Source organism: Vibrio kagoshimensis, assembly GCF_050337535.1.
GTDB lineage: Bacteria > Pseudomonadota > Gammaproteobacteria > Enterobacterales > Vibrionaceae > Vibrio > Vibrio gallaecicus.
Genome location: NZ_JAKJSZ010000008.1, coordinates 14,036 through 40,128, shown reverse-complemented (window position 1 = coordinate 40,128; position 26,093 = coordinate 14,036). Strand labels below are relative to the sequence as shown.

Annotated in this window: 24 protein-coding genes; 19 read left to right on the top strand and 5 right to left on the bottom strand. The window is 42.2% G+C overall.

What is annotated here, in order from left to right:
• Positions 1-63 precede the first annotated feature (63 nt).
• The 8 genes from tsaE (at position 64) to hflC (ending at position 9,474) form a co-directional block, all read left to right on the top strand.
• Positions 64-528, top strand: coding sequence for a tRNA (adenosine(37)-N6)-threonylcarbamoyltransferase complex ATPase subunit type 1 TsaE (gene tsaE / locus L4C37_RS08930; protein ID WP_137374081.1), 465 nt, complete (start codon positions 64-66; stop codon positions 526-528).
• A gap of 26 nt (positions 529-554) precedes the next feature.
• Positions 555-2,246 (top strand): N-acetylmuramoyl-L-alanine amidase, encoded by a 1,692-nt coding sequence (locus tag L4C37_RS08925; protein WP_429768474.1) that lies wholly within the window; start codon positions 555-557, stop codon positions 2,244-2,246.
• A gap of 29 nt (positions 2,247-2,275) precedes the next feature.
• Positions 2,276-4,459: a DNA mismatch repair endonuclease MutL gene (mutL, locus tag L4C37_RS08920; RefSeq protein WP_429768370.1), complete on the top strand. Its 2,184-nt coding sequence runs from the start codon at positions 2,276-2,278 to the stop codon at positions 4,457-4,459.
• 87 nt (positions 4,460-4,546) lie between these two features.
• Complete coding sequence (gene miaA / locus L4C37_RS08915; protein WP_137374084.1) at positions 4,547-5,482, top strand: tRNA (adenosine(37)-N6)-dimethylallyltransferase MiaA; 936 nt, start codon at positions 4,547-4,549, stop codon at positions 5,480-5,482.
• Between the two features lie 187 nt (positions 5,483-5,669).
• Entirely contained in the window at positions 5,670-5,933 is a 264-nt protein-coding gene (gene hfq, locus L4C37_RS08910; protein WP_137374085.1) for an RNA chaperone Hfq, read from the top strand.
• 44 nt (positions 5,934-5,977) lie between these two features.
• Positions 5,978-7,285: a ribosome rescue GTPase HflX gene (hflX, locus tag L4C37_RS08905; RefSeq protein ID WP_429768368.1), complete on the top strand. Its 1,308-nt coding sequence runs from the start codon at positions 5,978-5,980 to the stop codon at positions 7,283-7,285.
• A gap of 27 nt (positions 7,286-7,312) precedes the next feature.
• Positions 7,313-8,497, top strand: a complete 1,185-nt coding sequence (gene hflK, locus L4C37_RS08900; RefSeq protein WP_137374087.1) for an FtsH protease activity modulator HflK — start codon at positions 7,313-7,315, stop codon at positions 8,495-8,497.
• A gap of 2 nt (positions 8,498-8,499) precedes the next feature.
• On the top strand, positions 8,500-9,474 hold the full coding sequence (gene hflC, locus L4C37_RS08895) for a protease modulator HflC (RefSeq protein WP_137374088.1): 975 nt from the start codon (positions 8,500-8,502) through the stop codon (positions 9,472-9,474).
• Positions 9,475-9,635: 161 nt separating this feature from the next.
• Here hflC and L4C37_RS08890 read toward each other — a convergent pair whose 3' ends face one another.
• Entirely contained in the window at positions 9,636-9,821 is a 186-nt protein-coding gene (locus L4C37_RS08890; RefSeq protein ID WP_137374089.1) for a DUF2065 domain-containing protein, read from the bottom strand.
• Positions 9,822-9,993: 172 nt separating this feature from the next.
• On the opposite strand from L4C37_RS08890, the gene L4C37_RS08885 reads away from it, so the two are divergent.
• The 7 genes from L4C37_RS08885 (at position 9,994) to rplI (ending at position 17,436) form a co-directional block, all read left to right on the top strand.
• On the top strand, positions 9,994-11,310 hold the full coding sequence (locus tag L4C37_RS08885) for an adenylosuccinate synthase (RefSeq protein WP_137374090.1): 1,317 nt from the start codon (positions 9,994-9,996) through the stop codon (positions 11,308-11,310).
• Between the two features lie 292 nt (positions 11,311-11,602).
• The gene (gene motX, locus L4C37_RS08880; RefSeq protein WP_137374091.1) at positions 11,603-12,238 is read left to right on the top strand and encodes a flagellar protein MotX; all 636 of its coding nucleotides are present in this window, start codon (positions 11,603-11,605) and stop codon (positions 12,236-12,238) included.
• 289 nt (positions 12,239-12,527) lie between these two features.
• The gene (rnr, locus tag L4C37_RS08875; protein WP_429768366.1) at positions 12,528-15,029 is read left to right on the top strand and encodes a ribonuclease R; all 2,502 of its coding nucleotides are present in this window, start codon (positions 12,528-12,530) and stop codon (positions 15,027-15,029) included.
• A 163-nt stretch (positions 15,030-15,192) separates the two neighbouring features.
• On the top strand, positions 15,193-15,930 hold the full coding sequence (gene rlmB / locus L4C37_RS08870) for a 23S rRNA (guanosine(2251)-2'-O)-methyltransferase RlmB (protein WP_137374093.1): 738 nt from the start codon (positions 15,193-15,195) through the stop codon (positions 15,928-15,930).
• Positions 15,931-16,172: 242 nt separating this feature from the next.
• Positions 16,173-16,586, top strand: a complete 414-nt coding sequence (gene rpsF / locus L4C37_RS08865; RefSeq protein ID WP_004735855.1) for a 30S ribosomal protein S6 — start codon at positions 16,173-16,175, stop codon at positions 16,584-16,586.
• 131 nt (positions 16,587-16,717) lie between these two features.
• The gene (gene rpsR, locus L4C37_RS08860; protein ID WP_000090472.1) at positions 16,718-16,945 is read left to right on the top strand and encodes a 30S ribosomal protein S18; all 228 of its coding nucleotides are present in this window, start codon (positions 16,718-16,720) and stop codon (positions 16,943-16,945) included.
• A gap of 38 nt (positions 16,946-16,983) precedes the next feature.
• Positions 16,984-17,436 carry a 50S ribosomal protein L9 gene (rplI, locus tag L4C37_RS08855; protein ID WP_273296569.1) on the top strand — a complete coding sequence of 151 codons (453 nt, stop codon included), beginning with the start codon at positions 16,984-16,986 and terminating at the stop codon, positions 17,434-17,436.
• A gap of 150 nt (positions 17,437-17,586) precedes the next feature.
• Here the strand turns inward: rplI and L4C37_RS08850 are convergent, their stop codons facing one another.
• Positions 17,587-18,378 (bottom strand): DUF481 domain-containing protein, encoded by a 792-nt coding sequence (locus L4C37_RS08850; RefSeq protein ID WP_372268050.1) that lies wholly within the window; start codon positions 18,376-18,378, stop codon positions 17,587-17,589.
• Between the two features lie 174 nt (positions 18,379-18,552).
• Here L4C37_RS08850 and L4C37_RS08845 point away from each other — a divergent pair, with 174 nt between their 5' ends.
• From L4C37_RS08845 to L4C37_RS08835, 3 genes are all read left to right on the top strand, one after another.
• A complete protein-coding gene (locus L4C37_RS08845) occupies positions 18,553-19,944 on the top strand; it encodes a replicative DNA helicase (RefSeq protein WP_171737316.1) in 1,392 nt (463 codons plus the stop codon).
• A gap of 15 nt (positions 19,945-19,959) precedes the next feature.
• Complete coding sequence (gene alr, locus L4C37_RS08840) at positions 19,960-21,036, top strand: alanine racemase (RefSeq protein WP_429768473.1); 1,077 nt, start codon at positions 19,960-19,962, stop codon at positions 21,034-21,036.
• A gap of 65 nt (positions 21,037-21,101) precedes the next feature.
• On the top strand, positions 21,102-22,259 hold the full coding sequence (locus L4C37_RS08835; protein WP_429768472.1) for a BamA/TamA family outer membrane protein: 1,158 nt from the start codon (positions 21,102-21,104) through the stop codon (positions 22,257-22,259).
• Positions 22,260-22,462: 203 nt separating this feature from the next.
• On the opposite strand, the gene L4C37_RS08830 is transcribed toward L4C37_RS08835, so the two are convergent.
• Positions 22,463-22,882, bottom strand: coding sequence for a secondary thiamine-phosphate synthase enzyme YjbQ (locus L4C37_RS08830; protein WP_429768365.1), 420 nt, complete (start codon positions 22,880-22,882; stop codon positions 22,463-22,465).
• A gap of 319 nt (positions 22,883-23,201) precedes the next feature.
• Between L4C37_RS08830 and pgi the strand changes: the two genes are divergently transcribed.
• On the top strand, positions 23,202-24,854 hold the full coding sequence (pgi, locus tag L4C37_RS08825) for a glucose-6-phosphate isomerase (RefSeq protein WP_372268045.1): 1,653 nt from the start codon (positions 23,202-23,204) through the stop codon (positions 24,852-24,854).
• A 165-nt stretch (positions 24,855-25,019) separates the two neighbouring features.
• Here pgi and L4C37_RS08820 read toward each other — a convergent pair whose 3' ends face one another.
• Positions 25,020-25,481 carry a chemotaxis protein CheX gene (locus tag L4C37_RS08820; RefSeq protein ID WP_137374100.1) on the bottom strand — a complete coding sequence of 154 codons (462 nt, stop codon included), beginning with the start codon at positions 25,479-25,481 and terminating at the stop codon, positions 25,020-25,022.
• A gap of 14 nt (positions 25,482-25,495) precedes the next feature.
• Positions 25,496-25,954 (bottom strand): zinc uptake transcriptional repressor Zur, encoded by a 459-nt coding sequence (zur, locus tag L4C37_RS08815; protein WP_137374101.1) that lies wholly within the window; start codon positions 25,952-25,954, stop codon positions 25,496-25,498.
• Between the last annotated feature and the right edge of the window lie 139 nt (positions 25,955-26,093).

Sequence of the window (26,093 nt, the reverse complement as noted above, 5' to 3'; positions counted from 1 at the left end):
GTTTACTATTCTTGTTCATTTGATTTTTATATAGTCAACGATCGATATTTAGAGAACTTATCCATGAGCACGAAACAATTTATTTTGAAAGATGAGCAAGCAACGATTCAATTAGGCACCAGTCTTTCAAATCTATGCTCACAGCAAACGACTATTTACTTGCATGGTGATCTTGGCGCAGGGAAAACGACATTTAGTCGTGGTTTTGTAAGAGCGCTTGGTCATCAAGGGAATGTAAAAAGCCCGACTTACACTTTAGTTGAACCATATCAGTTGGCTGATTGGCAGGTTTATCATTTCGACTTGTACCGACTTGCCGATCCTGAAGAGTTAGAATTTATGGGTATTCGTGATTACTTTACTCCCGATGCTATTTGTTTAGTGGAATGGCCTGAAAAGGGAGTTGGCATGTTACCTGAAGCTGATATGGATATTGATATTCGCTACCAAGATGATCACCGTATTGTTTCTTTAACCGCTAATAATGAATATGGGCAGCGTTTGCTTGATCAGTTGGAGTTAAATTGATTTTTAGGCATCTTCTTTCTGCAGTAATCACGGTTATCACTGCATTTACATTTTTTATATCCCTTCCTACTTTTGCTAACGCACTTGAAGGGTTGAGGGTATGGCCTTCACCGGACGAAACTCGAGTCGTGATTGATCTGAAGTCGGAAGTAGACTTCAGTTATTTCACTTTGAGTAGTCCAAGCCGTTTAGTCGTTGATCTCAAAAACACGACGCTGGCGAGTAAGTTACCTATTACGGTAAAAGACAGCCCAGTATTAAGTAAAGTACGCAAAAGTTCTCCTCCAGAAAAAAGTACTTACCGATTAGTCTTTGAGTTAAAGAAAGCCTCTAAAGCTGAGTTATTTAAGCTGAAACCAACTCCTGGTGGTCAGTATGGGCATCGTTTAGTTATTGATTTCCCACATGGGGCTAAAAGCTCCTCGACTAAGCCTACAGCTTCAAATACTAAACCAGCAGTAAGTAAGAGCATTACTCAAGTTCCTCGTAAGCAAGATATTTTGATTGTTATTGACCCTGGACATGGTGGTGAAGACCCTGGCTCGATCGGCCCTTCTCGTAAGTATGAAAAAAATGCAACATTGAGTATTTCTAAAAAATTAGCTGCGAACTTAAATGCCGTTCCTGGTATTAAAACTCGTTTAACGCGAAACTCGGATTACTTTGTTAATTTAAACCGACGGGTTGCTATTGCTCGTGAAAATGAAGCTCATCTGCTTATTTCTATTCACGCCGATGCTTTTACTACTCCACAACCTCGTGGTGGATCTGTATTTGTACTTAATACGCGACGAGCGAATACGGAAATTTCACGCTGGATTGAAAATAAAGAAAAGCAGTCTGAATTATTAGGTGGCAGTGGTGCGGCATTTACAGGGAACATTGCAGATAAAAATGTAAACCAAACATTGCTGGATTTGCAGTTTAGTCATTCGCAGAAAGAAGGCTATAAACTGGCGAAAGAGATTTTGTCGGAGATGGGCAAAGTCGCTAAATTACATAATTCAAAGCCGATCAATACAAGTTTAGCCGTATTGAGATCACCTCAAATCCCATCAGTATTGGTTGAAACGGGGTTTATATCTAACCCAACAGAAGAAAAGTTGCTTTTCCAGCGTTCGCATCAAGACAAACTTGCTCGTTCTATTGCACAAGCTGTTGTGAAGTATTTAAAGGCGAATCCACCTGAAGGCACTATCCTCTCAGGCTCCTCTTCAAAGCAAACTTCCCATAAAGTCAGTCGTGGAGAATCTCTATCGGTTATTGCTAAAAAATACGGAACTTCAACACAAGCCATAATGAAATCAAATGGTTTGAAATCAAGTAGCCTAGCGATTGGTCAGATACTTAAAATCCCTGGAACCGCAGATTCTTTAGTTGTGCCTAAAATAACAAACACAGTCGAGACTAAAACGGTTACTCATGTTGTTAAGTCTGGCGAATACTTAGGAAAGATTGCGAGTAAATATAAAGTTTCAGTAGCATCGATTAAGCGTGAAAACCGCCTGAAATCAGAAACACTTAAAGTTGGACAAAAACTGAAAGTGACCGTGAGTTTGAAAGATATTCCGTTGCGTAGGCATAAAGTCACGCGAGGGGAGTTCTTAGGCAAGATCGCATCCAAATATGGGGTGAGTGTGAATAGCATTCGACAAGCCAACAAGTTACGTTCGGATGAACTCGCAATTGGGCAAGTACTGATAATTCCGCATAAGTAATTGCTGGAATCAGAATAAAAGATGAAGTTATGACGATAAAGATATTGCCTGCCCGTTTGGCAAACCAAATTGCAGCGGGTGAGGTGGTAGAGAGACCAGCTTCAGTAGTAAAGGAGTTGGTTGAAAATAGCTTGGATTCAGGGGCAACACGAATCGATATTGATATCGAAAAAGGTGGCTCGAAAATGATCCGTGTCCGAGATAATGGCAAAGGGATCGTGAAAGATGAACTCGCGCTAGCTTTGAGTCGACATGCTACATCTAAAATTCATACTCTGGATGATCTAGAAGCCATTGTTAGTCTTGGCTTTCGTGGTGAAGCACTTGCTAGTATTAGCTCGGTCGCGCGCCTGACTATGACTTCAAGACCGGCTACTCAAGATCAAGCATGGTCTGCATACAGTGAAGGTCGTGATATGCAGGTGAAATTACAACCTGCCGCGCACCCAATTGGAACATCTGTTGAAGTACTCGATCTTTTCTTCAATACGCCAGCAAGACGTAAATTTTTAAGAACTGAGAAAACAGAGTTCACTCATATTGATGAACTCCTTAAGCGTATTGCTCTGAGTCGTTTTGATGTGACTATCAATTTGCGTCATAACGGCAAGATGATTCGTCAATATCGAGCGGCAAAAACAGAAGTGCAAGCTGAAAAGCGTATCTCAGCTGTGTGTGGAAATTCATTCGTTCGTCATATGCTTAGAATTGAGCTTGATCACCAAGGGCTTAAATTACATGGTTGGATAACAACTCCAGATGGAGCAAGGCAGCAAAGTGACTTGCAGTACTGCTATGTGAATGGACGAATGATGCGAGATAAGCTGATCAATCATGCTATTCGCCAAAGCTATGAAAGCAGCTTACGCCCAGAACAATTTGCTACGTATGTACTCTTTATTGAAATCGACCCTCATCAAGTTGATGTTAATGTACACCCTGCAAAGCACGAAGTTCGTTTTCATCAAGCTCGTCTTGTACATGATTTCATTTATCAAGCTTTAAGCGATGGTCTTGCTCAAACTAAACAAATAGATGCAGTACCTATGAGAGAGTCTGCCTTTCATCAAGAATCACCAACGCAGGTTCATGAAGAAACGGCCGGTTTAAATCATGTCGATTCTTTCGTTCCTGAGCGAGTGTTGCAGGCTATCGAGCAAACACCATCTTATCCTAGAAAAGTAGAACCTTCTCCTCAGGCTGAAAATAAGGTTCAAGATCAACCAAGTCATTACTTCCAAACCACTTCAATTCCAAATCAAAGGGAAGGGGTAGTGGACCGCCAAGATTGGATTGAGTCAAAACCAGCGCCAAGAAAAGAGAAAGAGTCACAACAACACTATGGTGAACCTGCACCTTCGAAGCGAGAGGTGAAGGCGTATAAAGAGCTTTTAAATACGCCTCATGTGGATCATTCATCAGATATTCTCGATAAGCCTAATGATTCAAAAAAAGAGAAAAGCCAGGCTTCAATTGATTTACCAACTAGATTTGATAGTTCGGATAGCCTTAATCGTCCCGAACCTTATATGAGCTCAGAGCTAAATATTTCTCATAAAGTAGGGAATAGTTCGAAACCTGTATCAAGTGCGATACAACCAATAACAGAGTTAGGAAAAGCCGTTTCAGTTGTAGAAAAGCAATATCTTGTCATGGGCGGGAAACATGGTTGTGTTCTACTTTCATTAGCTAAAGCTGAACTATTGAGAATTATAGGGCAACTTGATACTCAACAAGCCCCACTAAAGAGTCAGCCATTACTTGTTCCTTTATCTTTAAAAGTTGAACCTGAGCTTATGCAAGCTTCGCAGGTTTTTGGTCCAAAGCTATTGCAGTTAGGTATAGAGCTTAAAGCGAGAAATAAAGAAGCGATTATGGTGATGGGCGTGCCATCTCCGTTAAGGCAGCAAAACTTACAGACTTTGATCCCAGATCTGTTATCGTACGCGGCTTCAATAAATGCAGTTGACAGCAATAGTGTAGTCGATAGCACTAATGTCACTGATAGAGGGACTGATGAGGTGATGCCTTTATTGGTTCATTGGATCGCATTTCAAACGACTCAAGTAAAAAGCGACTACACTTTATCAGAAGCGATTCAACTAGTTGGGGAACTTGAACAACTGTGGCATGGTCTACTTCCGTTAGATGACCCAGAGTTTGTGAAGCCTATAGATTTTTCAGCGACTATCGCTGCATTTTCACCTCACTAGTACCGCCTTATATTTTATTCGCATTATATTTTCGTCCTAGACGAGCGTATTAGATAAACCGATTTTTAATAGTAGAAATAAATAATCATGACTCAAAAGTTACCTTTAGCGCTGTTTTTAATGGGCCCTACTGCATCAGGAAAGACTGACTTGGCTATCCGTTTACGCCAAAAGTTTCCAGTGGAAATCATTAGTGTAGATTCAGCGCTGATCTATAAAGGTATGGATATCGGTACGGCAAAGCCTGATGAAAGCGAACTTGCACAAGCGCCTCATCGGTTAATCGATATTCTAGATCCAAAAGAAGCTTACTCTGCGGCAGACTTTAGACGTGATGCTTTAAAGGAAATGAATGAGATAGTAGCTGCTGGGAAAATTCCGTTGCTAGTTGGCGGAACTATGCTGTACTACAAGGCTCTATTAGAAGGGCTATCACCACTTCCAGCCGCTGATAAAGATATTCGTCAACAAATAGAAGCTGAAGCGGCTGAGAAAGGCTGGGTTGCGCTGCACGAAGAATTAAAAAACATAGATCCAGTTGCGGGTGACCGAATTCACCCCAACGATCCGCAAAGATTATCAAGAGCATTGGAAGTTTACCGAATTTCAGGTAAAACTCTAACTGAGCTTACTCAAACAAAAGGTGAAAGCCTTCCTTTTCGTGTTAAGCAATTTGCGATAGCACCAAAGGAAAGATCTGAATTACACCGTCGTATCGAACTTCGTTTTGAAAAGATGGTTGAAGCAGGGTTTGAAGATGAAATGAAAGCGTTATACGCTAGAGAAGATCTTCACCCGGATCTCCCTTCTGTTCGATGCGTAGGTTATCGACAAATGTGGGATTATTTAGATGGGAACTGTGGTTTAGACGAAGCGATTTTTCGTGGTGTCTGCGCAACTCGTCAATTGGCCAAGCGACAAATAACCTGGCTACGTAGCTGGGACAATTTAACTTGGTTAGATAGTGAAAACATTGAACAAGCGTTAGAAACTCTATCAGATGCAATAGCACATGATGAGTAATGCTGTGTATAATGTGATCGCTTTTTCGTGAATAAACTCTGGAAAGGATCCGTTATTGAGACTTTTAAACTTGCAGTCTTTCAATAACAACGGAGTTTTTTATTCATTTAGCTCAGAAGCAAAGGCCGCACCTTTGAGTGCACCACTAGCTAAATAATTACAACAAAATACAAATAAGGAAAATAAAATGGCTAAGGGGCAATCTTTACAAGACCCGTTTCTAAATGCACTCCGTCGAGAGCGTATTCCCGTGTCTATCTACCTTGTGAATGGTATCAAACTACAAGGTCAGATCGAGTCTTTTGATCAATTCGTGATCTTGCTGAAAAATACTGTAAACCAAATGGTATACAAGCATGCTATTTCTACTGTGGTACCTGCACGTGCAGTAAGCCACCACAGCGGCGAGCAACGTGCGCCATCTGATCGTCCAGAGAAATCTGAAGATTAATAGTATTAGTAATACAGCAATTGCTGTAATAAGGAGTTGGTTGCTTGTTTGACCGTTATGAATCCGGTGAGCGAGCGGTGCTTGTTCATATCAACTTCACGCAAGAAGGTGAGTGGGAAGATCTTAGCGAGTGTGAAATGCTGGTTTCTTCTGCAGGGGTTGAAACGCTACAGGTAATTACTGGTAGTCGACAATCCCCGCTCCCTAAATACTATGTTGGTGAGGGTAAGGCTCAAGAAATTGCTCAAGCTGTCCAACTTACTGGCGCTGAAATTGTAATTTTTAACCATTCCCTCTCTCCTGCCCAAGAACGTAACCTTGAAGCTTTGTGTGAATGTCGAGTGATTGACCGTACTGGCTTGATCTTAGATATATTCGCTCAAAGAGCCCGAACCCATGAAGGTAAATTGCAAGTTGAGCTTGCTCAGCTTCGCCATATATCGACTCGATTGATTCGTGGTTGGACTCACCTAGAAAGACAAAAAGGTGGGATAGGCTTACGTGGTCCTGGAGAAACTCAACTAGAAACAGACCGCCGTTTGTTGCGTGATCGTATTAAAGCGATATTACGTCGTTTAGCTAAAGTGGCTAAGCAGCGTGAACAAGGTCGTCGTGCTCGAAATAGAGCTGAGATACCGACAATCTCTCTTGTAGGCTACACCAATGCCGGTAAATCGACGTTGTTTAATCGAATTACTTCAGCTGGTGTTTATGCTGCAGACCAATTATTTGCAACACTTGATCCTACACTACGTAAGATCGAATTAGCCGATGTGGGTCCAGCTATCCTTGCAGACACTGTTGGGTTTATTCGACATTTGCCTCATGACTTGGTTGCGGCATTCAAGGCAACATTGCAAGAAACGCAAGAAGCTGACATTTTGTTACATGTTGTTGATGCCAGTGATGACCGTTTTCGTGAGAATATCCAGGCTGTTCATGATGTGCTAGAAGAAATTGATGCGCATGAAGTGCCGACATTAGTTGTCATGAATAAAATCGATCGCATGGACAATCAAAAACCACGCATTGAAAGAGATGACGAAGGCGTGCCTCGCACGGTTTGGGCCTCCGCAATGGATGGTTTGGGTACGGATTTACTATTTGAAGCGTTAACTGAGCGGTTAGCGAGTCAAATTGTGCAATACCAATTACGAATTCCACCTCAGTACCAAGGTAAAATTCGTAGTAAGTTCTTTCAGCTGAATTGTATTCAACGAGAAGAATATGACCAAGATGGTAACTTGTTGATTGATATTCGAATGCAACAAGTAGATTGGTCTAAACTCGAAAAAAGAGAAGGGGCACTCTTAGGTGACTTTATCGTTACTGAAGAGACTGCTAGAGTATAACGTCATATCAAATGATGGAGCTTTCTAATGGCGTGGAATGAGCCTGGAAATAACAACGGCAATAACGGCCGCGATAATGACCCTTGGGGTAAGAAAGATAATCGCGGTGGCCGAGATCAAGGACCGCCAGATTTAGACGAAGTATTTAATAAACTGAGTCAAAAGCTGGGTGGCAAGTTTGGTAAAAAAGGTGGTAATGGTCCATCAATTGGCGGTGGTGGTGCAATTGGCTTTGGTGTCATTGCAGTAATCGCTGTCGCAGTTTGGTTCTTCGCTGGTTTCTATACCGTTGGCGAAGCAGAAAGAGCTGTTGTTTTACGTTTAGGTCAATTTGATCGAATCGAAGAACCTGGTCTTAACTGGCACCCGCGTTTCATTGATGAAGTGAAAGCAGAGCAACTTGTAAACGTTCAAGCTATTCGTTCACTACGTGCTTCGGGTACGATGCTGACGAAAGATGAAAACGTAGTCACAGTTGAAATGGGTGTTCAATACCGAGTTTCTGACCCATACAAATATCTATACCGAGTAACGAATGCTGACGATAGTTTGCGTCAAGCTACAGACTCTGCATTACGTGCGGTAATTGGTGATTCTTTGATGGATAGTATCCTAACAAGTGGTCGTCAACAGATTCGTCAAAGCACTCAAGAAACGCTTAACCGCATTATTGATGGCTATGATATGGGTATTCTTATTGTTGATGTTAACTTCCAGTCAGCACGTCCACCTGAGCAAGTAAAAGATGCATTTGATGATGCGATTGCTGCTCGAGAGGATGAAGAGCGTTTTGAGCGTGAAGCTGAAGCTTACCGTAATGATATTCTTCCTAAAGCTACAGGTCGTGCTGAGCGTTTGAAGAAAGAAGCCGTAGGTTACTCTGAGCGCACAATTAATGGTGCACTAGGTCAAGTGGCTCAATTCGAGAAACTATTACCTGAATATCAAGCTGCACCTGAAGTAACACGTAACCGTATGTACCTAGATACGATGGAAAAAGTGTACTCAAGCACATCTAAAGTTCTGATTGATTCTGAATCGAGCGGTAATTTGCTATACCTACCAATCGATAAGTTGGGTCAAGGCGGTTCGAAAGCAGTGAAAAGTCAAAAAGCACCATCGACTTATGACCAGATTGAACTTGAAACTCAAGCCGATCCTCAGTCTAGCTCTCAAACTCGTTCAGACAGCTCACGTCAAGGGAGATACTAATAATGCGTAAGTTAATGATCCCTGTATTGGTTGTAGCATTGGCTCTAATGCTGATGTCTGTATTTGTGATACCAGAAGGCGAGCGCGGCATCGTGATTCGTTTTGGTCGAGTACTGAAAGATAACAATGATATCTCTCGTATTCATGAACCTGGTTTACACTTCAAGCTACCTCTATTTGACCGTGTAAAAACTCTTGATGCACGTATCCAAACAATGGATGGTCGTTCAGACCGTTTCGTAACGTCAGAGAAAAAAGATGTAATCATCGATACTTACGTGAAGTGGCGTATTGAAGATTTCGGACAATATTACTTAGCAACTGGTGGTGGTAATGCTCTAACAGCTGAAGCACTGCTTGAACGTAAAGTAACAGATGTTCTTCGTTCTGAAATTGGTTCTCGCGAAATTAAGCAGATTGTTTCTGGTCCTCGAAACAAAGATGTTTTGCCTGAAGCTGATGACACTGAAGTTGTAACGACTGAAGCTGCAAAAGAAGCGTTAGAAATTGATGGTGAGCGTGATCAAATCATGTCAGAAGTACTGGTTGGTACACGTGATTCTGCAATGAAAGATCTAGGTGTTGAGATCGTTGATTTCCGTATGAAGAAAATCAACCTTCCAGATAACATCAGTGACTCTATCTATAAACGTATGCGTGCAGAGCGTGAATCTGTTGCGCGTAAACACCGTTCTCAAGGTCGTGAAAAGGCTGAAGTTATCCGAGCTCAAGCTGAGCTAGAGGTGGCTACTGTTCTTGCTGAAGCTGATCGTACAGCTCGAGTAACACGTGGTGATGCTGACGCAGAAGCTGCAAAAATTTACTCTGATGTGTACAGCAAAGACCCTGAGTTCTACGGTTTCTTACGTTCACTTCAAGCATATGAAGCTTCATTTAGTGACAAGAGCGATATCCTAGTTCTTGATCCTAAAACGGACTTCTTCCAGTACATGAATACGTCAAAAGGCGCTCAATAACTATTGAGACCGATGACTTTATCTAAGCTAGTTAGATTAGAAGTGTATTGATAATAAAAAGGCTCCTCAGGGAGCCTTTTTGCTTTTCAAATGTTATGAATTTTATGATTTACTTAGGATCTTAGGATCTTAGGATCTTAGGAAGTTAGCAACATTGGTATTTATGCAGTCATCACCGCAATCACAATTCCAGCAACGACTAAACACCCACCAATTCGTCTAAGTTGATTATCAGGCTGTTGGCTCAATTGAGCGACCATATTTCGCCAGCCATTCGGTGCAATTAAAGGTCCTAGACCTTCTACAATTAGAACCAGTCCTATCGCAAGCCAGATTGAATTTGACATCGTTTGTCCCTAGTGAGTGAAAATGTTCAATATATCAATGGTTTTTGTGATCATATCAGTATACCTGCCGCATTTTCTATGGGTAATAATCTGAGTTATGAACAAAAAATGACTGCAAATAGAGCGATTCGGTGCTAGAATCCATTTTTAATTAGCAACAGAAATTGGAAAGATGGGAAATAACGTAGTCGTTCTGGGCACCCAATGGGGTGACGAAGGTAAAGGTAAAATTGTTGACCTTTTAACTGAAGATGCAAAATACGTGGTTCGCTACCAAGGCGGTCACAATGCAGGTCACACTCTTGTCATTGACGGTGAAAAAACCGTTCTTCACTTAATTCCATCAGGCATTCTTCGCGATAACGTAAAATGTGTTATCGGTAACGGTGTAGTATTATCGCCTGACGCACTTCTAAAAGAAATGAAGCCTCTTGAAGATCGCGGCATTCCTGTTCGTGAACGTCTTTTCATTTCTGAAGCTTGTCCACTAATTCTTCCGTACCATATTGCTATCGACAACGCGCGTGAAATCGCTCGTGGCGCTAAAGCTATTGGTACAACGGGTCGTGGTATCGGTCCTGCTTACGAAGATAAAGTTGCTCGTCGCGGTCTACGCGTTGGTGACCTTTTCGATAAAGAAATGTTTGCAGTGAAACTGAAAGAAGTTATGGAATTCCACAACTTCCAACTAGAGCACTTCTACAAAGCTGAAACAGTAAGCTACGAAGAAGTTCTTGAGCAAGCGATGAGCTACGCAGATATGTTAACTGCGATGGTTATCGACGTAACTGACGAACTAGATGCAGCACGTAAGCGCGGCGACAAGATCATGTTCGAAGGTGCTCAAGGTACGCTACTAGATATCGACCACGGTACTTACCCATACGTAACGTCTTCTAACACTACTGCTGGTGGTGTAGCTGCAGGTTCTGGTTTCGGTCCTCGTCACATCGGCTACATCCTTGGTATTACTAAGGCTTACTGTACTCGTGTTGGTTCAGGTCCATTCCCTACAGAGCTTTACGATGGTCTTGAGAAGCAAGACCCAGTAGGTAAACACTTAGGCGATGTTGGTCACGAATTCGGTGCTACAACTGGTCGTCTACGTCGTACTGGCTGGTTTGATGCCGTTGCTATGCGTCGTGCAATCCAAATCAACTCTCTATCTGGTATGTGTCTAACTAAACTAGACGTTCTAGATGGTCTAGAAGAGCTAAAAATCTGTACTGGTTACAAGATGAAAGATGGTTCTGTTCTAGAAGTTTCTCCAATGGCTGCTGAGTCATTTGAAGAAGCAACGCCAATCTACGAAACAATGCCTGGTTGGAGCGAGAACACATTTGGTGCTAAGACTATTGATGCGCTTCCACAAGCTGCTCTAGATTACATCAAGCGTATTGAAGACCTAACTGGCGTTCCAATTGATATCGTATCAACGGGTCCAGATCGTAACGAAACTATCATCAAGGTTCATCCATACGGCGCGTAATGCCTTTGAGTGATTACCAAGCACTTTAATTTAGTGCTTTGATAATAAAATAGTTTTCTAAAAGCCGACTTTATTAAGTCGGCTTTTTTATATCTATGATTTATAGTTTTTATTATTGCTGATGATCTTTTGTACGCTATCTGGCAAAATATTGCCCATCATCGGCAAGTTTTGTCTAAAGCAAATATGTCAGTTGCCGATACAGTTATCATGGTAAGTGAAGTGCTATAAGTCTTTGCTGCATTAAAAGCAGTGAGTCTTGCGTTTCAAAGACAGATAAAAGAGTGCAGGTATGAAGCTACGAATTGTAGCAGCTTCATTAGTATTCGCGTTGAGCTCAACTTTCAGCTATGCAGATTTAGCTGATGTTGGAGAGCCAGTACCGATATACACTGAAGCTGAGTTGATTAATTTAATAGAACGCAATCAACATTTAGAGCGTGTAAAGGCGGATAAATGTCAGTTGGTTGAAGATATTGTTGCCCGTGCAACGCGTATTAGTTTGCCGTCTTATGAATTCTTATACGGTGACATGCTTGCGTGGGGAGTATGTGTTGAACAAGATGTAGAGCTTGGTCTTTACTACATGGAAAACTCAGCACACCAAGGTTTACCTGTGGCTCTAGAGCAACTCGGGCGCTATTACTCGAGAGGTACTTTAGTTCAGCAAGATAAAGAGCGAGCCATCCCTTACTTGCGCGAAGCTGCGGCTATGGGGAACCTTAAAGCCCGTATTCATTTAGCGGAATTGCTACTCCGTGATTACGGAAGCCCTCTCGATTATGAAGATGCTTATCGCTGGCTATATAACTCTGTGACTGCTGATCAAAGGCAGCATAAAAGAATTTCAGTTTTGCGAAATGGTTTAGAGCAAAGAATGCCTGATAACATCATTGCTCGAGCTAAACGCCGTGATGTCTTTTGGTAAAAGGCTGACATAAAGATGAACCTGCACTTTATCTTTATGACGTTTTAGACTGAAATCTGACTTAAACACTTCGCTTGTCGAAGTGTTTTTGTTTATATCATGGAGTAAAAATAGTCTGTTGGGGAGTGCACTTAAAATTTTCCAAGTTCTAGAGCTTTAAATAGTGGCGATAATTTAAAGTAGTATAAATCTTCCCTATTTAGAGTGATTTCCAAAGCATATCTGTAGGTTACCCCTAGCATCAGATATACTAGGGATATATACCTTCCTTGCTTAAGCAGGTCCGCCTATGTCAAAAAACACACCAATGTCAGAAAACACGACAGCGACAACCACTGTTGATCCTTTTGCCGACCGAGAGTCGAAAAATTACGAAAATCCAGTACCAAGCCGAGAGTTTATTATTTCGTTTCTAACAGAAGCGAATATTCCAATGAACCGTAACGATCTATTCGAAGCTCTGGGCCTTGCTGGAGAGGAACAATATGAAGGGCTGCGTCGTCGTTTACGTGCAATGGAACGTGATGGGCAGCTTATCTTTACTCGTCGTCAGTGCTATGCATTACCTGAGAAGATGGAACTTATTAAAGGCTATGTGATTGGTCATAAAGACGGTCATGGTTGGGTTCGTCCTGATGGAAGCGTTGGTAAAGACAATGATATCGTGTTGCCGCATCATCAGATGAAAACCATCATGCACGGTGATTACGTATTGGCTCAGCCTACTGACAACAGTAAGCGTGGCCGTCGTGAAGGTCGTTTGGTTCGTGTTCTTGAAGAGCGTAAAACCCCACTTGTTGGTCGTTTCTTCTTAGAGTACGGTCATTCTTACGTGGTTGCTGATGATTCACGTATTAGTCATGATATTCAGATCCCTACTGAGCATAAAGGCGGTGCTCGAATGGGTAATGTGGTTGTGATTGAAATTACGGATCGCGGTGGTCGTTCTCGTAACATGATGGGTAAAGTGACCGAAGTTCTTGGTGAAAATATGGCTCCGGGTATGGAAACGCAGATCGCGATCCGTACTCACCAGATCCCACAAGAGTGGCCTGAAGCGGTTGATAAACAAATCGAAAATCTCGGTGAGCATGTTCCTGAAGAAGCAAAAGAAGGGCGTGTTGATCTACGTAAACTCCCATTGGTTACGATTGATGGCGAAGATGCGCGCGACTTCGATGACGCGGTTTACTGTGAAGCGAAGAAAGGCGGCGGCTGGCGTCTATGGGTAGCGATTGCTGACGTGAGTTACTATGTTCGCCCTGAGACAGCGCTAGACAAAGAAGCGATTAACCGTGGTAACTCGGTATACTTCCCGTCACAAGTAGTACCAATGCTGCCAGAAGTACTTTCAAATGGTTTGTGTTCATTGAACCCTCAGGTAGACCGTTTATGTATGGTGTGTGAGATGACTATCTCAGACAAAGGTAAACTGTCGGGCTACAAGCATTACGAAGCGGTAATGAATTCTCATGCTCGTCTTACTTATAACAAAGTAGGCGCGATCTTAGATGGTAATGAAGAATTACGTGAACGTTACGAACCAGAAGTACCACATCTTGAAGAGCTTCATAAGATGTACAAGGTGCTTAAGAAAACGCGTGACGAACGTGGTGCGATTGAATTTGAAACGGTAGAAACTAAGTTTATCTTCAATGCGGATCGTAAGATTGACCGTATTGAACCAGTAATTCGTAATGATGCACACAAGATCATCGAAGAATGTATGATTCTTGCGAATATCGCATCGGCATCTTACGTAGAAAAAGCAAAAGAGCCTGCGCTGTACCGTGTTCACGATACTCCGGGTGAAGAGCGCTTAATGGGCTTTAAGAGCTTCTTAAGTGAATTAGGTTTAACGCTGGAAGGTGGTCTATCACCATCTCCGGTAGATTATGCACAACTGATGCAACAGATTAATGAACGTGAAGATCGTGAATTAATCCAAACTATGCTGCTGCGCTCAATGAAGCAAGCGGTATACAACGCGGATAACGCGGGTCACTTTGGTCTAGCTCTTAAACGCTATGCACACTTTACCTCGCCAATTCGTCGTTACCCAGATTTGCTATTGCACCGTGCGATTAAGTACCTTATTGCGAAAGAAGAAGGTCGTAACAGCGAACGTTGGACGCCAACCGGTGGTTACCATTACACTTTCGATGATATGGACTTCTACGGCGAACAGTGTTCAATGACTGAGCGTCGTGCTGATGATGCTACACGTGAAGTGAACGACTGGCTGAAATGTGAATACATGCAAGACCATGTTGGCGAAGTGATGGATGGCGTGATTGCCAACGTGACTGGCTTCGGTTTCTTTGTGCGTCTAACGGAGCTGCACATCGATGGTCTAGTACATATTTCCGCACTAGCGAATGACTACTATCAGTTTGATGTTGTTGGTCAGCGTCTGGTTGGTGAAAGCTCAGGTAATATCTACCGCTTGGGTGATTCAGTTAAAGTGAAGGTTTCTGCGGTTAACTTAGAAACTCGCCAAATTGACTTTGATTTAGAAGACACTGTTCGTCAGCCACGTGGTAAAGGAAAAACTGCCAAAAAGCGTGCAGCAGAAGCAATGAAAAAGGCAAAAAGCAAGAAGCGTTCTGCAGTGAAGAGTAATAAGCCGGGCGTATCAGCGAAGCCTTTGGTTGAACCAACGAAGCGACCTGATGGCAGCAGCGAAAGCTCTGCTAAAAAGAAAAAACCAGCGAATAAAACTGGTGCTGCTAAGGCTCGTGCAAAGAAAAAACGTGCGGCAAGCCGTAAGCCAAAGGCTGATAAGTCTTAAGGCTTGGTGCTGATAAAGTTCAGCATCTAACTAATTAAATGCGAAATCACTTTAATGCGAGAGTATCAGGCGAAAGACGAATGCTCTCGAAATAAACAACACAGAGATGGATACATCGGTATTGATGATATTCATCTCTGAGCAATAAGAGTAACTTGAGACAATGAGTAACGAATTTATTTACGGTATTCACGCGGTGAAAGCCGTACTAGAGAAAGATCCAGCACGCTTTATTGAAGCTTATGTCCTTAAAGGGCGCCAGGATGAGCGCTTACTTCCTCTATTGAACCAATTACAACAGTTTGGTGTTTCCATTCAGCAAATGGGTCGAAAAGTCTTAGATGACAAAGCTAGTGGTGCTAATCACCAAGGCTTGATTGCTAAAGTTAAGCCAGCTAAACAGCTTAATGAAACGCACCTAGATGATATCCTTGCTCAGCACGAACAGCCTCTGCTATTGGTTCTAGACGGCGTGACAGACCCTCATAACCTAGGTGCTTGCTTACGTAATGCAGATGCCGCAGGTGTGGCTGCTGTTATCGTTCCTAAAGACCGTTCTTCGCCGTTAACGGCAACAGTAAGTAAGGTAGCGTGTGGTGCTGCTGAGACAGTTCCTCTAGTTCGTGTAACCAACCTCGCTCGCACAATGCGTGCACTACAAGAACAAGGTGTATGGTTTGTGGGTACGGCTGGTGAAGCGACACATGATATTTACCAAGCTAAACTTTCTGGTCCATTAGCGATTGTAATGGGCGCTGAAGGTGACGGTATGCGTAGACTGACTCGTGAAACGTGTGATGACTTAATTAAGATCCCAATGGCGGGTAGCGTTTCAAGTTTGAACGTTTCTGTTGCATCAGGTATCTGCTTATTTGAAGCGGTTCGCCAACGCCTAGCCTAGCGTTTTTATTGAGTTCTTATTCGTGAATCCCTATTACTTGTAGTAGGGATTTTTATTGCGATAAGAGAGCGAAAACGATACGCACTAAACTGTTTTATTTTTCGCCAAATATTGCTTGCTAATAACGAGCTCTTTCTATAATATTTGCCGTCCTTAAAACTCGGTCATTTTTCTTTAGTTCCTTGCTTCCCTTGGACGACCGAGCCTTTCGTGGAAGCTAATAATCCGTAAGGAGCAACCAAATGCGTCATTATGAAATCGTATTCATGGTTCACCCTGATCAAAGCGAGCAAGTAGCTGGCATGATCGAGCGTTACACTGGTTCAATCACTGAAGCTGGTGGTACTATCCACCGTCTAGAAGACTGGGGCCGCCGTCAAATGGCTTACCCAATCAACAAACTTCACAAAGCTCACTACGTTCTTATGAACGTTGAAGCTGGTCAAGAAGTGATGGACGAGCTAGAAACTGCTTTCCGTTTTAACGATGCAGTTCTACGTAACATGATCATGCGCACTAAAGGCGCTGTGACTGAGCAATCTATCATGCTTAAGCAAAAAGAAGAGCGTGCAGAGCGTGCTCCTCGTCGTGATGACCGTGAAGAACGTGCACCACGTCGTGAAGAAGAAGCTAAGCCAGAAGCTGCTGCTGAGTAATTCTTTTTTGACCGTTTAGGTCATTAAATTTTATTCGACTCGTTTAGGTATTTTCACTATAAGCATTTGCTTAACTTAATTATAAGTTTGTGTGAATACCGCATTATTAAATTTAGATCAGGAGATAGCCCATGGCTCGTTTCTTCCGTCGTCGTAAATTCTGCCGTTTTACTGCAGAAGGCGTACAAGAGATTGACTACAAAGACGTAGCAACTCTAAAAAACTACATCACTGAAGCTGGTAAAATTGTACCTAGCCGTATCACTGGTACAAGTGCTAAATACCAACGTCAACTAGCTCGCGCTATCAAGCGTTCTCGTTACCTAGCTCTACTACCATACACTGACAAGCATCAGTAATCGGTAATAGTTAACAATAGTTTAAGAGGACTAAGATAATGCAAGTTATTCTACTTGATAAAATCGGTAACCTAGGTGGCCTTGGCGACCAAGTAAACGTTAAATCTGGTTACGCTCGTAACTTCCTTATCCCACAGGGTAAAGTAGTTATGGCAACTAAAGAAAACGTTGCTATGTTCGAAACTCGTCGTGCTGAACTAGAAGCTAAAGTTGCTGAGCAACTAGCTGCTGCAGAAGCTCGCGCAGAGACAGTTAACACTCTAGAAGGCGTTACAATCGCTTCTAAAGCTGGTGACGAAGGCAAACTATTCGGTTCTATCGGTACTCGTGACATCGCAGACGCTATTACAGCAGCTGGTGTTGCAGTAGTTAAGAGCGAAGTACGCCTACCTGAAGGCGCTTTACGTAACATCGGTGAATTCGAAGTAAGCATCCAACTTCACTCTGAAGTTTTTGCTACTGCGAAAATCTCTATCGTTGCTACTGCGTAATTTCAGTACGAGACGAATTCTTTCGTTTTGAAAGTTTTAAACACCAGCTTCGGCTGGTGTTTTTTTATGTCTAAAATATGAGGTATTAAAAGGTGTGGCTGTTAACATTAACAATGTGGAGCAGTAGAGCCTACTAACTAGCAGGTTTGGTTAGAATTGAAATAATAAGTTTATGGATAATACAGAGTCTTCTTTATTCAACCCTTCAGGAACTTTATCGTGATACTGACGAGAGTGCGCAATTTTCAGCGCGATATTATCGGTAATGTCATTGATGACTTCTAAATCTGTATCCAATCGAATATTGCTTCTGCCTGAGACCAATGTCATGTCCGCTTTAAACTGTAAGTTGTCTAAAACTTGCCATGATGTATTGATATTCCCTCGGAAAATCCCTTCTTCGACAATATCGGGAAAGATAATATCGTCATCATCAATCTCATCTAAATTAGGTTCTTGGTATCGAAAACCAGGGCCCATCTCGACTTCTAAAACAAAGACTTCAGTGTTGGAAAATTGATAACCTAAACCACTAGAAACGGTATAGTCCTTAAAATACGCACTGTACCTTGAATCTATACCTTTAAAGCTTCCATAAAAATAGGTTTTCGGGCTTAGCTTATAATCGCTTTGCGCTGAGTAAGTCGATTGCCTTTTATCTTCTTCACCATCTTTATATAAATTGTAGTATTTCCATTCACCGTTAGTCCTATGACGACCGGCCGTATACTCACCCTTAAGGCGTGCATTCAACGAGTGAGTATCCGAATTTCCGGTATGAGATTGGTAACCAAACTCGACTTCAGTTGCCCAGGGGCTAGGTAGTTCAGTGTCTGCGGGTGCAATATCCATATTATCAGTTGCAGTAGTGGCGGTGACACCATCTGCAAAAACCAGCGGAGCACTCAAAAGCCCAATGCTGAGCGCTAATACTTTGGACACGCAGACCTCATTATAAGTGATATGAATAGAAGGATCGTAATCGTACCTTTGCTTATTTGAGTCAGCAATAAGTAAATTCTTAATTAAGAGTAAAACAAACGCTGTCGGGTGGATTACAAATTATCGTTCTTGCGTATAATGAGCGGTCATTAATAGTTATTGAGTGTAGTCATAGTGGATACCAGAAATCAGAAATCAGCCAACGATCAGGTGGACGCAATCAAAGTTCCTCCGCATTCATTAGAAGCTGAGCAATCTGTGATTGGCGGTTTGTTGCTGGACAACGAACGCTGGGATACGGTTTCAGAAAAAGTGGTGAGTAAAGATTTTTACAGTCGACCTCATCGCTTAATTTTTGAAGCGGTAAAAGCAATTCTTGAAGAAAGTAACCCACTTGATCTGATTACACTTTCCGAATTTTTAGAAGTTCGCGAGCAACTTGAAGAAGTCGGCGGTTTCGCTTATTTGGCTGATTTAGCTAAGAACACCCCAAGTGCAGCTAATATTAATGCTTATGCTGAAATAGTTGCGCAGAGAGCGCTTGTCCGTAGCTTAATTGGTGTCGCTAATGAAATTGCAGATTCAGGGTATGACCCTCAAGGTCGCAGCTCTGAAGATTTATTGGATCTAGCCGAAAGTAAAGTATTTGCTATTGCTGAAGGGCGTGCGAGTGAAAATGAAGGCCCTCAGAATGTAGACAGCATTCTAGAGAAAACTTTGGAACGAATCGAGATCCTATACAAATCACCACAAGATGGCGTAACAGGTGTCGATACTGGTTTCAATGACCTCAACAAGAAGACAGCTGGTCTGCAAGGTTCTGACTTAATTATTGTCGCGGCTCGTCCATCGATGGGTAAAACCACGTTTGCGATGAACTTATGTGAAAACGCAGCGATGAAACAAGACAAGCCGGTTTTAATCTTTTCTCTAGAGATGCCAGCCGAACAATTAATGATGCGTATGCTTGCTTCTCTTTCTCGTGTCGATCAAACCAAGATCCGAACGGGTCAGCTAGATGATGAGGATTGGGCGCGTATCTCTTCGAGTATGGGTATTCTTATGGATAAGAAGAACATGTACATCGATGACAGTTCCGGTCTGACTCCTACTGAAGTTCGCTCACGAGCTCGAAGAATTGCAAGAGAACATGACGGTATTTCGATGATCATGATCGATTACCTTCAATTAATGCGTGTTCCTGCTTTATCTGAAAACCGTACTCTTGAAATTGCAGAGATCTCTCGTTCACTAAAAGCATTAGCCAAAGAGCTAAATGTGCCGGTTGTAGCCCTTTCTCAGCTTAACCGTTCCCTCGAGCAACGTGCAGATAAGCGACCTGTAAACTCAGATTTGCGTGAATCAGGTTCTATCGAGCAAGATGCCGATTTGATCATGTTTATCTATCGTGATGAAGTTTATAACCCTGACAGCTCATTAAAAGGCATTGCAGAGATAATCTTAGGTAAGCAGCGTAATGGTCCTATCGGTTCAGTTCGACTTACTTTCCAAGGTCAGCATTCTCGTTTTGATAACTATGCAGGTCCTGCATTTGATGACGAGTAAGCAGCTATGACATATATGAAAGCCGCAACGGCGAGTATTAACTTAAATGCGCTTGAACATAACTTGCGGTTGATTAAGTCCAAAGCGCCGAACAGTAAAGTGATGTCGGTAGTCAAAGCCAACGGTTATGGACACGGCTTACTGCATATCGCCAAGCATTCTAAAAACTCGGATGCTTTTGGTGTCGCTAGAATTGAAGAAGCCTTACAGCTTCGCGCTGGCGGTATTGTTCAACCCATCTTATTGCTTGAAGGGTTTTACTCCCAGGGTGACTTACCAATTCTGGTGACTAATAACATTCAAACAGTGGTCCATTGTGAAGAGCAGTTAAGTGCCCTAGAAAATTCTCAACTTGAAATGCCTGTTGTCGTTTGGTTGAAAGTCGATAGCGGTATGCACCGTTTAGGTGTTCGCTCTGAACAGTATCAAGATTTTGTTGAGCGCCTACATCAATGCCCGAATGTGGCAAAACCACTACGCTACATGAGCCACTTTGGTTGCGCTGATGAGTTAGACAAAGCTACGACCGAGCAACAGACTGAATTGTTCCTGTCTTTGACTGAAGGCTGTGAAGGGGAGCGCTCTCTTGCGAATTCAGCAGGTTTACTGGCTTGGCCTGACAGCCATTTAGATTGGGTTCGACCTGGGATTATTTCTTACGGTGTATCTCCGTTTGTTGATAAGTCAGCTAAAGAATTAGGCTTTCTGCCGGTAATGACTCTGACATCTCACCTGATTGCAGTGCGTGATTTGAAAGCAGGTGAAAGTGTTGGCTATGGTGGTAACTGGACTAGTGAGCGAGATACCAAAATTGGTGTCATCGCAATAGGTTACGGTGATGGTTACCCTCGGACAGCCCCTAATGGTACACCTGTTTTTATTAATGGTCGTAAAGCGCCAATTGCGGGTCGAGTTTCTATGGATATGCTCACTGTTGACTTAGGTCCTGATGCTAAAGATAAAGTTGGTGATGAAGCTACGTTGTGGGGAAGGGAATTACCATCGGAGGAGGTCGCACTGCATATCGGTACGATAGCGTATGAATTAGTGACTAAACTGACCTCAAGAGTAGAAATGGAATACGAGTACTAATGATGCCTTTGGCGAACTTTACAAAGCGCATAGCCACCTTGCTGCTACCTTCATTGCTCAGTGTTATGTGTGTTTTTTTCTCATTAAATGTTGCTAGTGAAGAAAAGGATTCAGCATTCTTACCTTTTTACTTCAGCACGGAAGTGATGGGAAATACCTTTGGGGTTGCCGGTGTCGCTAAAGGTGCGGGTCAGCCACAAGCAGCTTTATTTGGTATGGCGTTGTATTCTGATAAAGACAGTTATGTAGGCTTCGTTTCTGCTTTCAATTATGCGTTATCGGAAGAGTGGCTGTTCAGTACTCAAATGTACCAAGCCCGCTTTAATGACAATCCCTACTACCTTGGCTCTCAAGGAGACAACAATTCATCGAACACTGATAAAACGATCATTGATGGTGTAGAAAAAAACTATCAGTTTGAATTTAAGTATTTATTACCCTGGGGTAATGTTGCTGAGCATGGTTTGCTCGGTGCATTCCAGCCTATTCGCGATGTTAGCTTTGCTTCTCCAATAGAATCTGGAGTCAGTTCGATAATTGTGACGCCTTTTTTCAGCTCTCGTGAATTAGATGGTTTTTATGACGATGAGAAAGCCACTGGTTTAAGCTTAGCGTTTGATTGGGATAACCGTGACAGCACGCGTAACACAACCAAAGGTTCTCACACTTCTTTTGAATTAATGACTGGTGCAGAGAGTTGGGGAGACGATGATCTTTGGCTTAAATGGACTTTCCAAAATAGCCATTATTACGCATTAGGACCTCTTGGGGAGTTATTTGACCAACAAGTTGTCGCGTTCGATTTCTATACATCAGATACCCCTACTTGGGATAACTGCTCTTCTGATCATTGTGCTCGCCCTCCAGAAATGGAGCAAGCTCGTCTTGGCGGCTTATATCGATTAAGAAGCTATACTGGCGGGCGCTTCCACGGACGTTCGGCAATCCATTACTCTGCAGAGTATCGAGTGCTCCCGGATTGGCAGCCTTTAGAGAGCATTCCAGTGATCAATTACTATGATTTGCCTTGGTGGCAATGGGTGGCTTTTGCTGAAGTAGGACGAGTCTCTGAAGAGTACGATTTAAAGACCTTACACACGGATATGAAGTGGAGCCTAGGTGGTGCGGTACGCTTTCAAGTTGAAGGTATAGTAGTTCGTACTGAAATAGCCAGAGGCAGTGAAGAAGGTACTTTTCGGGTTATGATAAACCAACCCTTTTAAGCTAAAAGCCAGTATTTAAATCTAGTATCTAAAGCCTGCATCAAAAGTTTATGGCCAAAGATAGAATGTCATCTTTGATAAACCATGTCTCTTATCGTTAAAGGGTGGTCATAACTGTACCACCCTTTTTATTTGCCATTGCCAGCGTGTTGTTGCTTATTTTGAACTGTTGCTCACCGTTAATTGTGACTAACAGTGAATAGTCACTCACCTTGAATGGTTGCAATGACAGTTCTGCTCCCACCGTAATCACGGTGCTCTCCTAAGTAAATACCCTGCCATGTACCTAAAGCTAACCGACGATTGGTAATCGGGATGGTAATGCTATTACCTAAAAGAGAAGCTTTGATGTGAGCTGGCATATCGTCATCTCCTTCGTAAGTATGAAGGTAGTAACTTGCTCGTTCTGGAACGTATTTATTAAAATGTGACTCCATATCGATACGAACTGTCGGATCTGCGTTCTCATTTAAAGTTAAGCTGGCAGAAGTGTGCTGTATAAAAAGGTGTAATAAACCAACAGAGAGATTATCGATAGAATTAATTTGTTGTTCAATTTCATCAGTAATAAGGTGAAAGCCACGTTCTCTGGCATCGAGATGAATCGTCTTCTGAACCCACATATGGCATCCTTTATATTGTATTTGGAAAAATAATCGTTTAACGCTATCTTTTAGACTTGAATTTACAAGGTTTGACTCAATTTGCTAATAGAGTGGAGCTTTACTCATGCTGCTTTTTAAATCAACAAATGTAATCTGATTTATCTCAATAAGTTGATTTTTAACTGCTGCATAATACGTCATGAAAATAAATTACAAATAAGAGTTCAAGAGAAGCCTAAGTACTTTTTTGAATGAAAATATTATCGCCTAATCGGGGGTTCTACTCATCGTTAACGGTGGCTAGAATAAAACCAACAGAAATATCGGGATAGACATCATGTTGAAAAACATTAACCCAACGCAAACATCTGCGTGGAAAGATCTAACAGCTCATTTTGAATCTGCACAAGATATGGATCTTAAAGATCTTTTTGCAAAAGATGCGCAGCGCTTTGAAAAATTCTCTACAAAATTTGGTTCAGATATCTTAGTTGATTATTCAAAGAACCTAGTTGATGCTGACACTATGAATAAGTTGTTCTCTCTTGCGAACGAGACAGAACTGAAATCAGCAATTGAAGCTATGTTTAGTGGTGAAGCAATCAATAAAACAGAAGGTCGTTCTGTTCTTCATACTGCTCTACGTAACCGCAGCGATAACCCTGTAATCGTTGATGGCAAAGATGTAATGCCAGCAGTAAACGCAGTACTAGCAAAAATGGAACTGTTTACGCACCGCATCGTTTCTGGTGATTGGAAAGGTTACACAGGTAAAGAGATTACTGACGTTGTAAACATCGGTATCGGCGGCTCAGATCTTGGTCCATACATGGTAACTGAGGCGCTAACGCCATACAAAACTCGCCTAAATATGCACTTTGTTTCTAACGTTGATGGTACTCACATCGTTGAAACACTTAAGCCTCTAAACCCAGAAACAACGTTGTTCTTGGTTGCATCTAAAACATTCACCACTCAAGAGACGATGACGAATGCACACTCTGCTCGTGATTGGTTCTTAGCTGAAGCTGGTGATGAAGCACACGTTGCTAAGCACTTCGCTGCACTTTCAACGAACGCACCTTCTGTTGCTGAGTTCGGTATTGATACAGACAATATGTTCGAATTCTGGGACTGGGTTGGCGGTCGTTACTCACTATGGTCTGCTATTGGTCTTTCTATCTCACTTTCTATTGGCTTCGATAACTTCGTTGAGCTATTAGACGGTGCTCATGATATGGATAACCATTTTGCTTCAACTGACCTAGAAAGCAATATTCCTGTAATCCTTGCTCTTATTGGTATTTGGTACAATAACTTCCATGGCGCTGAGTCTGAAGCGATCTTGCCATACGATCAGTACATGCACCGTTTTGCTGCTTACTTCCAGCAAGGTAACATGGAATCAAATGGCAAGTTTGTTGACCGTAATGGCAACCCTGTGGATTACCAAACTGGTCCTATTATTTGGGGTGAACCTGGAACAAACGGTCAGCACGCTTTCTACCAACTGATCCACCAAGGTACTAAGTTGATCCCTGCAGATTTCATTGCTCCTGCAATTAGCCATAATCCTGCATCTGATCATCACCAAAAACTGATGTCGAACTTTTTTGCTCAAACTGAAGCACTTGCGTTTGGTAAAACGAAAGAAGTAGTTGAAGCTGAGTTCCTAGCGGCGGGTAAAACTGCAGAAGAAGCGGCTGAACTGGCACCATTTAAAGTTTTTGAGGGTAACCGCCCAACAAACTCTATTTTGGTTAAACAGATTACACCTCGCACACTAGGTAACTTGATTGCCATGTACGAGCATAAAATCTTTGTTCAAGGTGTTATCTGGAATATCTTCAGCTTTGATCAATGGGGTGTAGAGCTTGGTAAGCAACTGGCAAACCAAATTCTTCCTGAGCTGGCTGATGGTTCTGAAGTATCATCTCATGACAGTTCAACAAATGGTCTGATCAACGCATTTAACGCGTTCAAAGCATAATAACTGTTTTGCCTGACGCTTATTGCTAACGCGATATGGTCGGGGTGCTGTAAGTAGAGCCATACATTTGGCTTTACTTGCCATTATTATCAGGTTTGAAAATACCAGGTATAAAAAAGCCGACGCAATTGCGTCGGCTTTTTGTTTATTCATTAGCGGTAAAAATTACTCGAAACAAATTTCAATGAAGGCGTTACCCCATTGAGATGTGAATGGCATGATAATAATAGAGCCTTCACATTTATGGCGAATCGTATGACCTTTACCTGATACAACAACTGGTGTTGCCATATCGAAATCGAATCCACTTTCAGCAAGGATGCGCTTAGCACCGCCCGTCACCATATTGGTGATTTCGCCGACCATGTCTGTCACTTCTTCGTTTAGACCATTTGGTCTTTCACCAAGCATGTTTTGCATGATCTCTAGCGCAAGCCCTTCATCAAAGGTAATCGACATAGAGCCGCGACTTTGTTGGCCAACCATACCGATTAAGCCTGATACATCACCTCGAGCAATTTCGTCTTTCTTTACTCTTGGTTTTTGTGGCTTCAATTCTAGAGAGGCCATCGTTTTTAGTACATTCATTAAAGAGGCTAAAAACGGGTTTACAAATTCAGCGCGCATAATGTTCTTCTATTTTATTCTTTCATGTTGGAGGAGCAAGGTTGACATATTCCGTGTGACTCAATGACGTGATTCGTCAGTTGGAAGCCATGCTTCTCTGCGTTACTAGCCAGTTGAGCGATTAAAGCATCGTCTTGCAATTCAATAACAGTGCCACATTTATCGCAAATTAATAGCTGAGAAAAATGTTTATTAGCATTGCATGAGCAGCAACATATAAAGCTATTTGTCGACTCGACCCGGTGAATGAAACCTTGTTCCAATAAAAAATCTAAAGCGCGATATACAGTGGGAGGCTTTGCTTGCGGCTCGCTTATTTTTAATTGTTCTAATAACTCGTAAGCACTGGATGCTTTCTTGTTAGATAAAATCAGTTCAAAAACTCGCTTTCTTTGTGGAGTTAAACGAACTCCTCTCGCTGCGCATATCCCTTCAACTTGCTCTATCAATGTTTGGTCCAATTTTTTCACCATAATAGTTGGACTCTTATAATCATAAACTATTTCTAGACTACTTTCGTGGGAGAACCAATAATTTTACGTTTAAAGTGAGGTACAGAGCGTATTGTGGACCACTACTTTGGATTAAACAAGGTAACTCAAAGTACCCGTA

What these genes read in the sequence shown, in the direction of transcription:
- rlmB (WP_137374093.1), top strand. Translation starts at nt 15,193, where the DNA reads ATGAGTAACGAATTTATTTACGGTATTCACGCGGTGAAAGCCGTACTA.
- hflC (WP_137374088.1), top strand. Translation starts at nt 8,500, where the DNA reads ATGCGTAAGTTAATGATCCCTGTATTGGTTGTAGCATTGGCTCTAATG.
- L4C37_RS08820 (WP_137374100.1), bottom strand. Translation starts at nt 25,481, where the DNA reads ATGCGCGCTGAATTTGTAAACCCGTTTTTAGCCTCTTTAATGAATGTA.
- rpsF (WP_004735855.1), top strand. Translation starts at nt 16,173, where the DNA reads ATGCGTCATTATGAAATCGTATTCATGGTTCACCCTGATCAAAGCGAG.
- rplI (WP_273296569.1), top strand. Translation starts at nt 16,984, where the DNA reads ATGCAAGTTATTCTACTTGATAAAATCGGTAACCTAGGTGGCCTTGGC.
- rpsR (WP_000090472.1), top strand. Translation starts at nt 16,718, where the DNA reads ATGGCTCGTTTCTTCCGTCGTCGTAAATTCTGCCGTTTTACTGCAGAA.
- rnr (WP_429768366.1), top strand. Translation starts at nt 12,528, where the DNA reads ATGTCAAAAAACACACCAATGTCAGAAAACACGACAGCGACAACCACT.
- L4C37_RS08885 (WP_137374090.1), top strand. Translation starts at nt 9,994, where the DNA reads ATGGGAAATAACGTAGTCGTTCTGGGCACCCAATGGGGTGACGAAGGT.
- motX (WP_137374091.1), top strand. Translation starts at nt 11,603, where the DNA reads ATGAAGCTACGAATTGTAGCAGCTTCATTAGTATTCGCGTTGAGCTCA.
- mutL (WP_429768370.1), top strand. Translation starts at nt 2,276, where the DNA reads ATGACGATAAAGATATTGCCTGCCCGTTTGGCAAACCAAATTGCAGCG.
- zur (WP_137374101.1), bottom strand. Translation starts at nt 25,954, where the DNA reads ATGGTGAAAAAATTGGACCAAACATTGATAGAGCAAGTTGAAGGGATA.
- alr (WP_429768473.1), top strand. Translation starts at nt 19,960, where the DNA reads ATGAAAGCCGCAACGGCGAGTATTAACTTAAATGCGCTTGAACATAAC.
- L4C37_RS08890 (WP_137374089.1), bottom strand. Translation starts at nt 9,821, where the DNA reads ATGTCAAATTCAATCTGGCTTGCGATAGGACTGGTTCTAATTGTAGAA.
- pgi (WP_372268045.1), top strand. Translation starts at nt 23,202, where the DNA reads ATGTTGAAAAACATTAACCCAACGCAAACATCTGCGTGGAAAGATCTA.
- tsaE (WP_137374081.1), top strand. Translation starts at nt 64, where the DNA reads ATGAGCACGAAACAATTTATTTTGAAAGATGAGCAAGCAACGATTCAA.
- hflK (WP_137374087.1), top strand. Translation starts at nt 7,313, where the DNA reads ATGGCGTGGAATGAGCCTGGAAATAACAACGGCAATAACGGCCGCGAT.
- miaA (WP_137374084.1), top strand. Translation starts at nt 4,547, where the DNA reads ATGACTCAAAAGTTACCTTTAGCGCTGTTTTTAATGGGCCCTACTGCA.
- hfq (WP_137374085.1), top strand. Translation starts at nt 5,670, where the DNA reads ATGGCTAAGGGGCAATCTTTACAAGACCCGTTTCTAAATGCACTCCGT.
- L4C37_RS08835 (WP_429768472.1), top strand. Translation starts at nt 21,102, where the DNA reads ATGTGTGTTTTTTTCTCATTAAATGTTGCTAGTGAAGAAAAGGATTCA.
- L4C37_RS08830 (WP_429768365.1), bottom strand. Translation starts at nt 22,882, where the DNA reads ATGTGGGTTCAGAAGACGATTCATCTCGATGCCAGAGAACGTGGCTTT.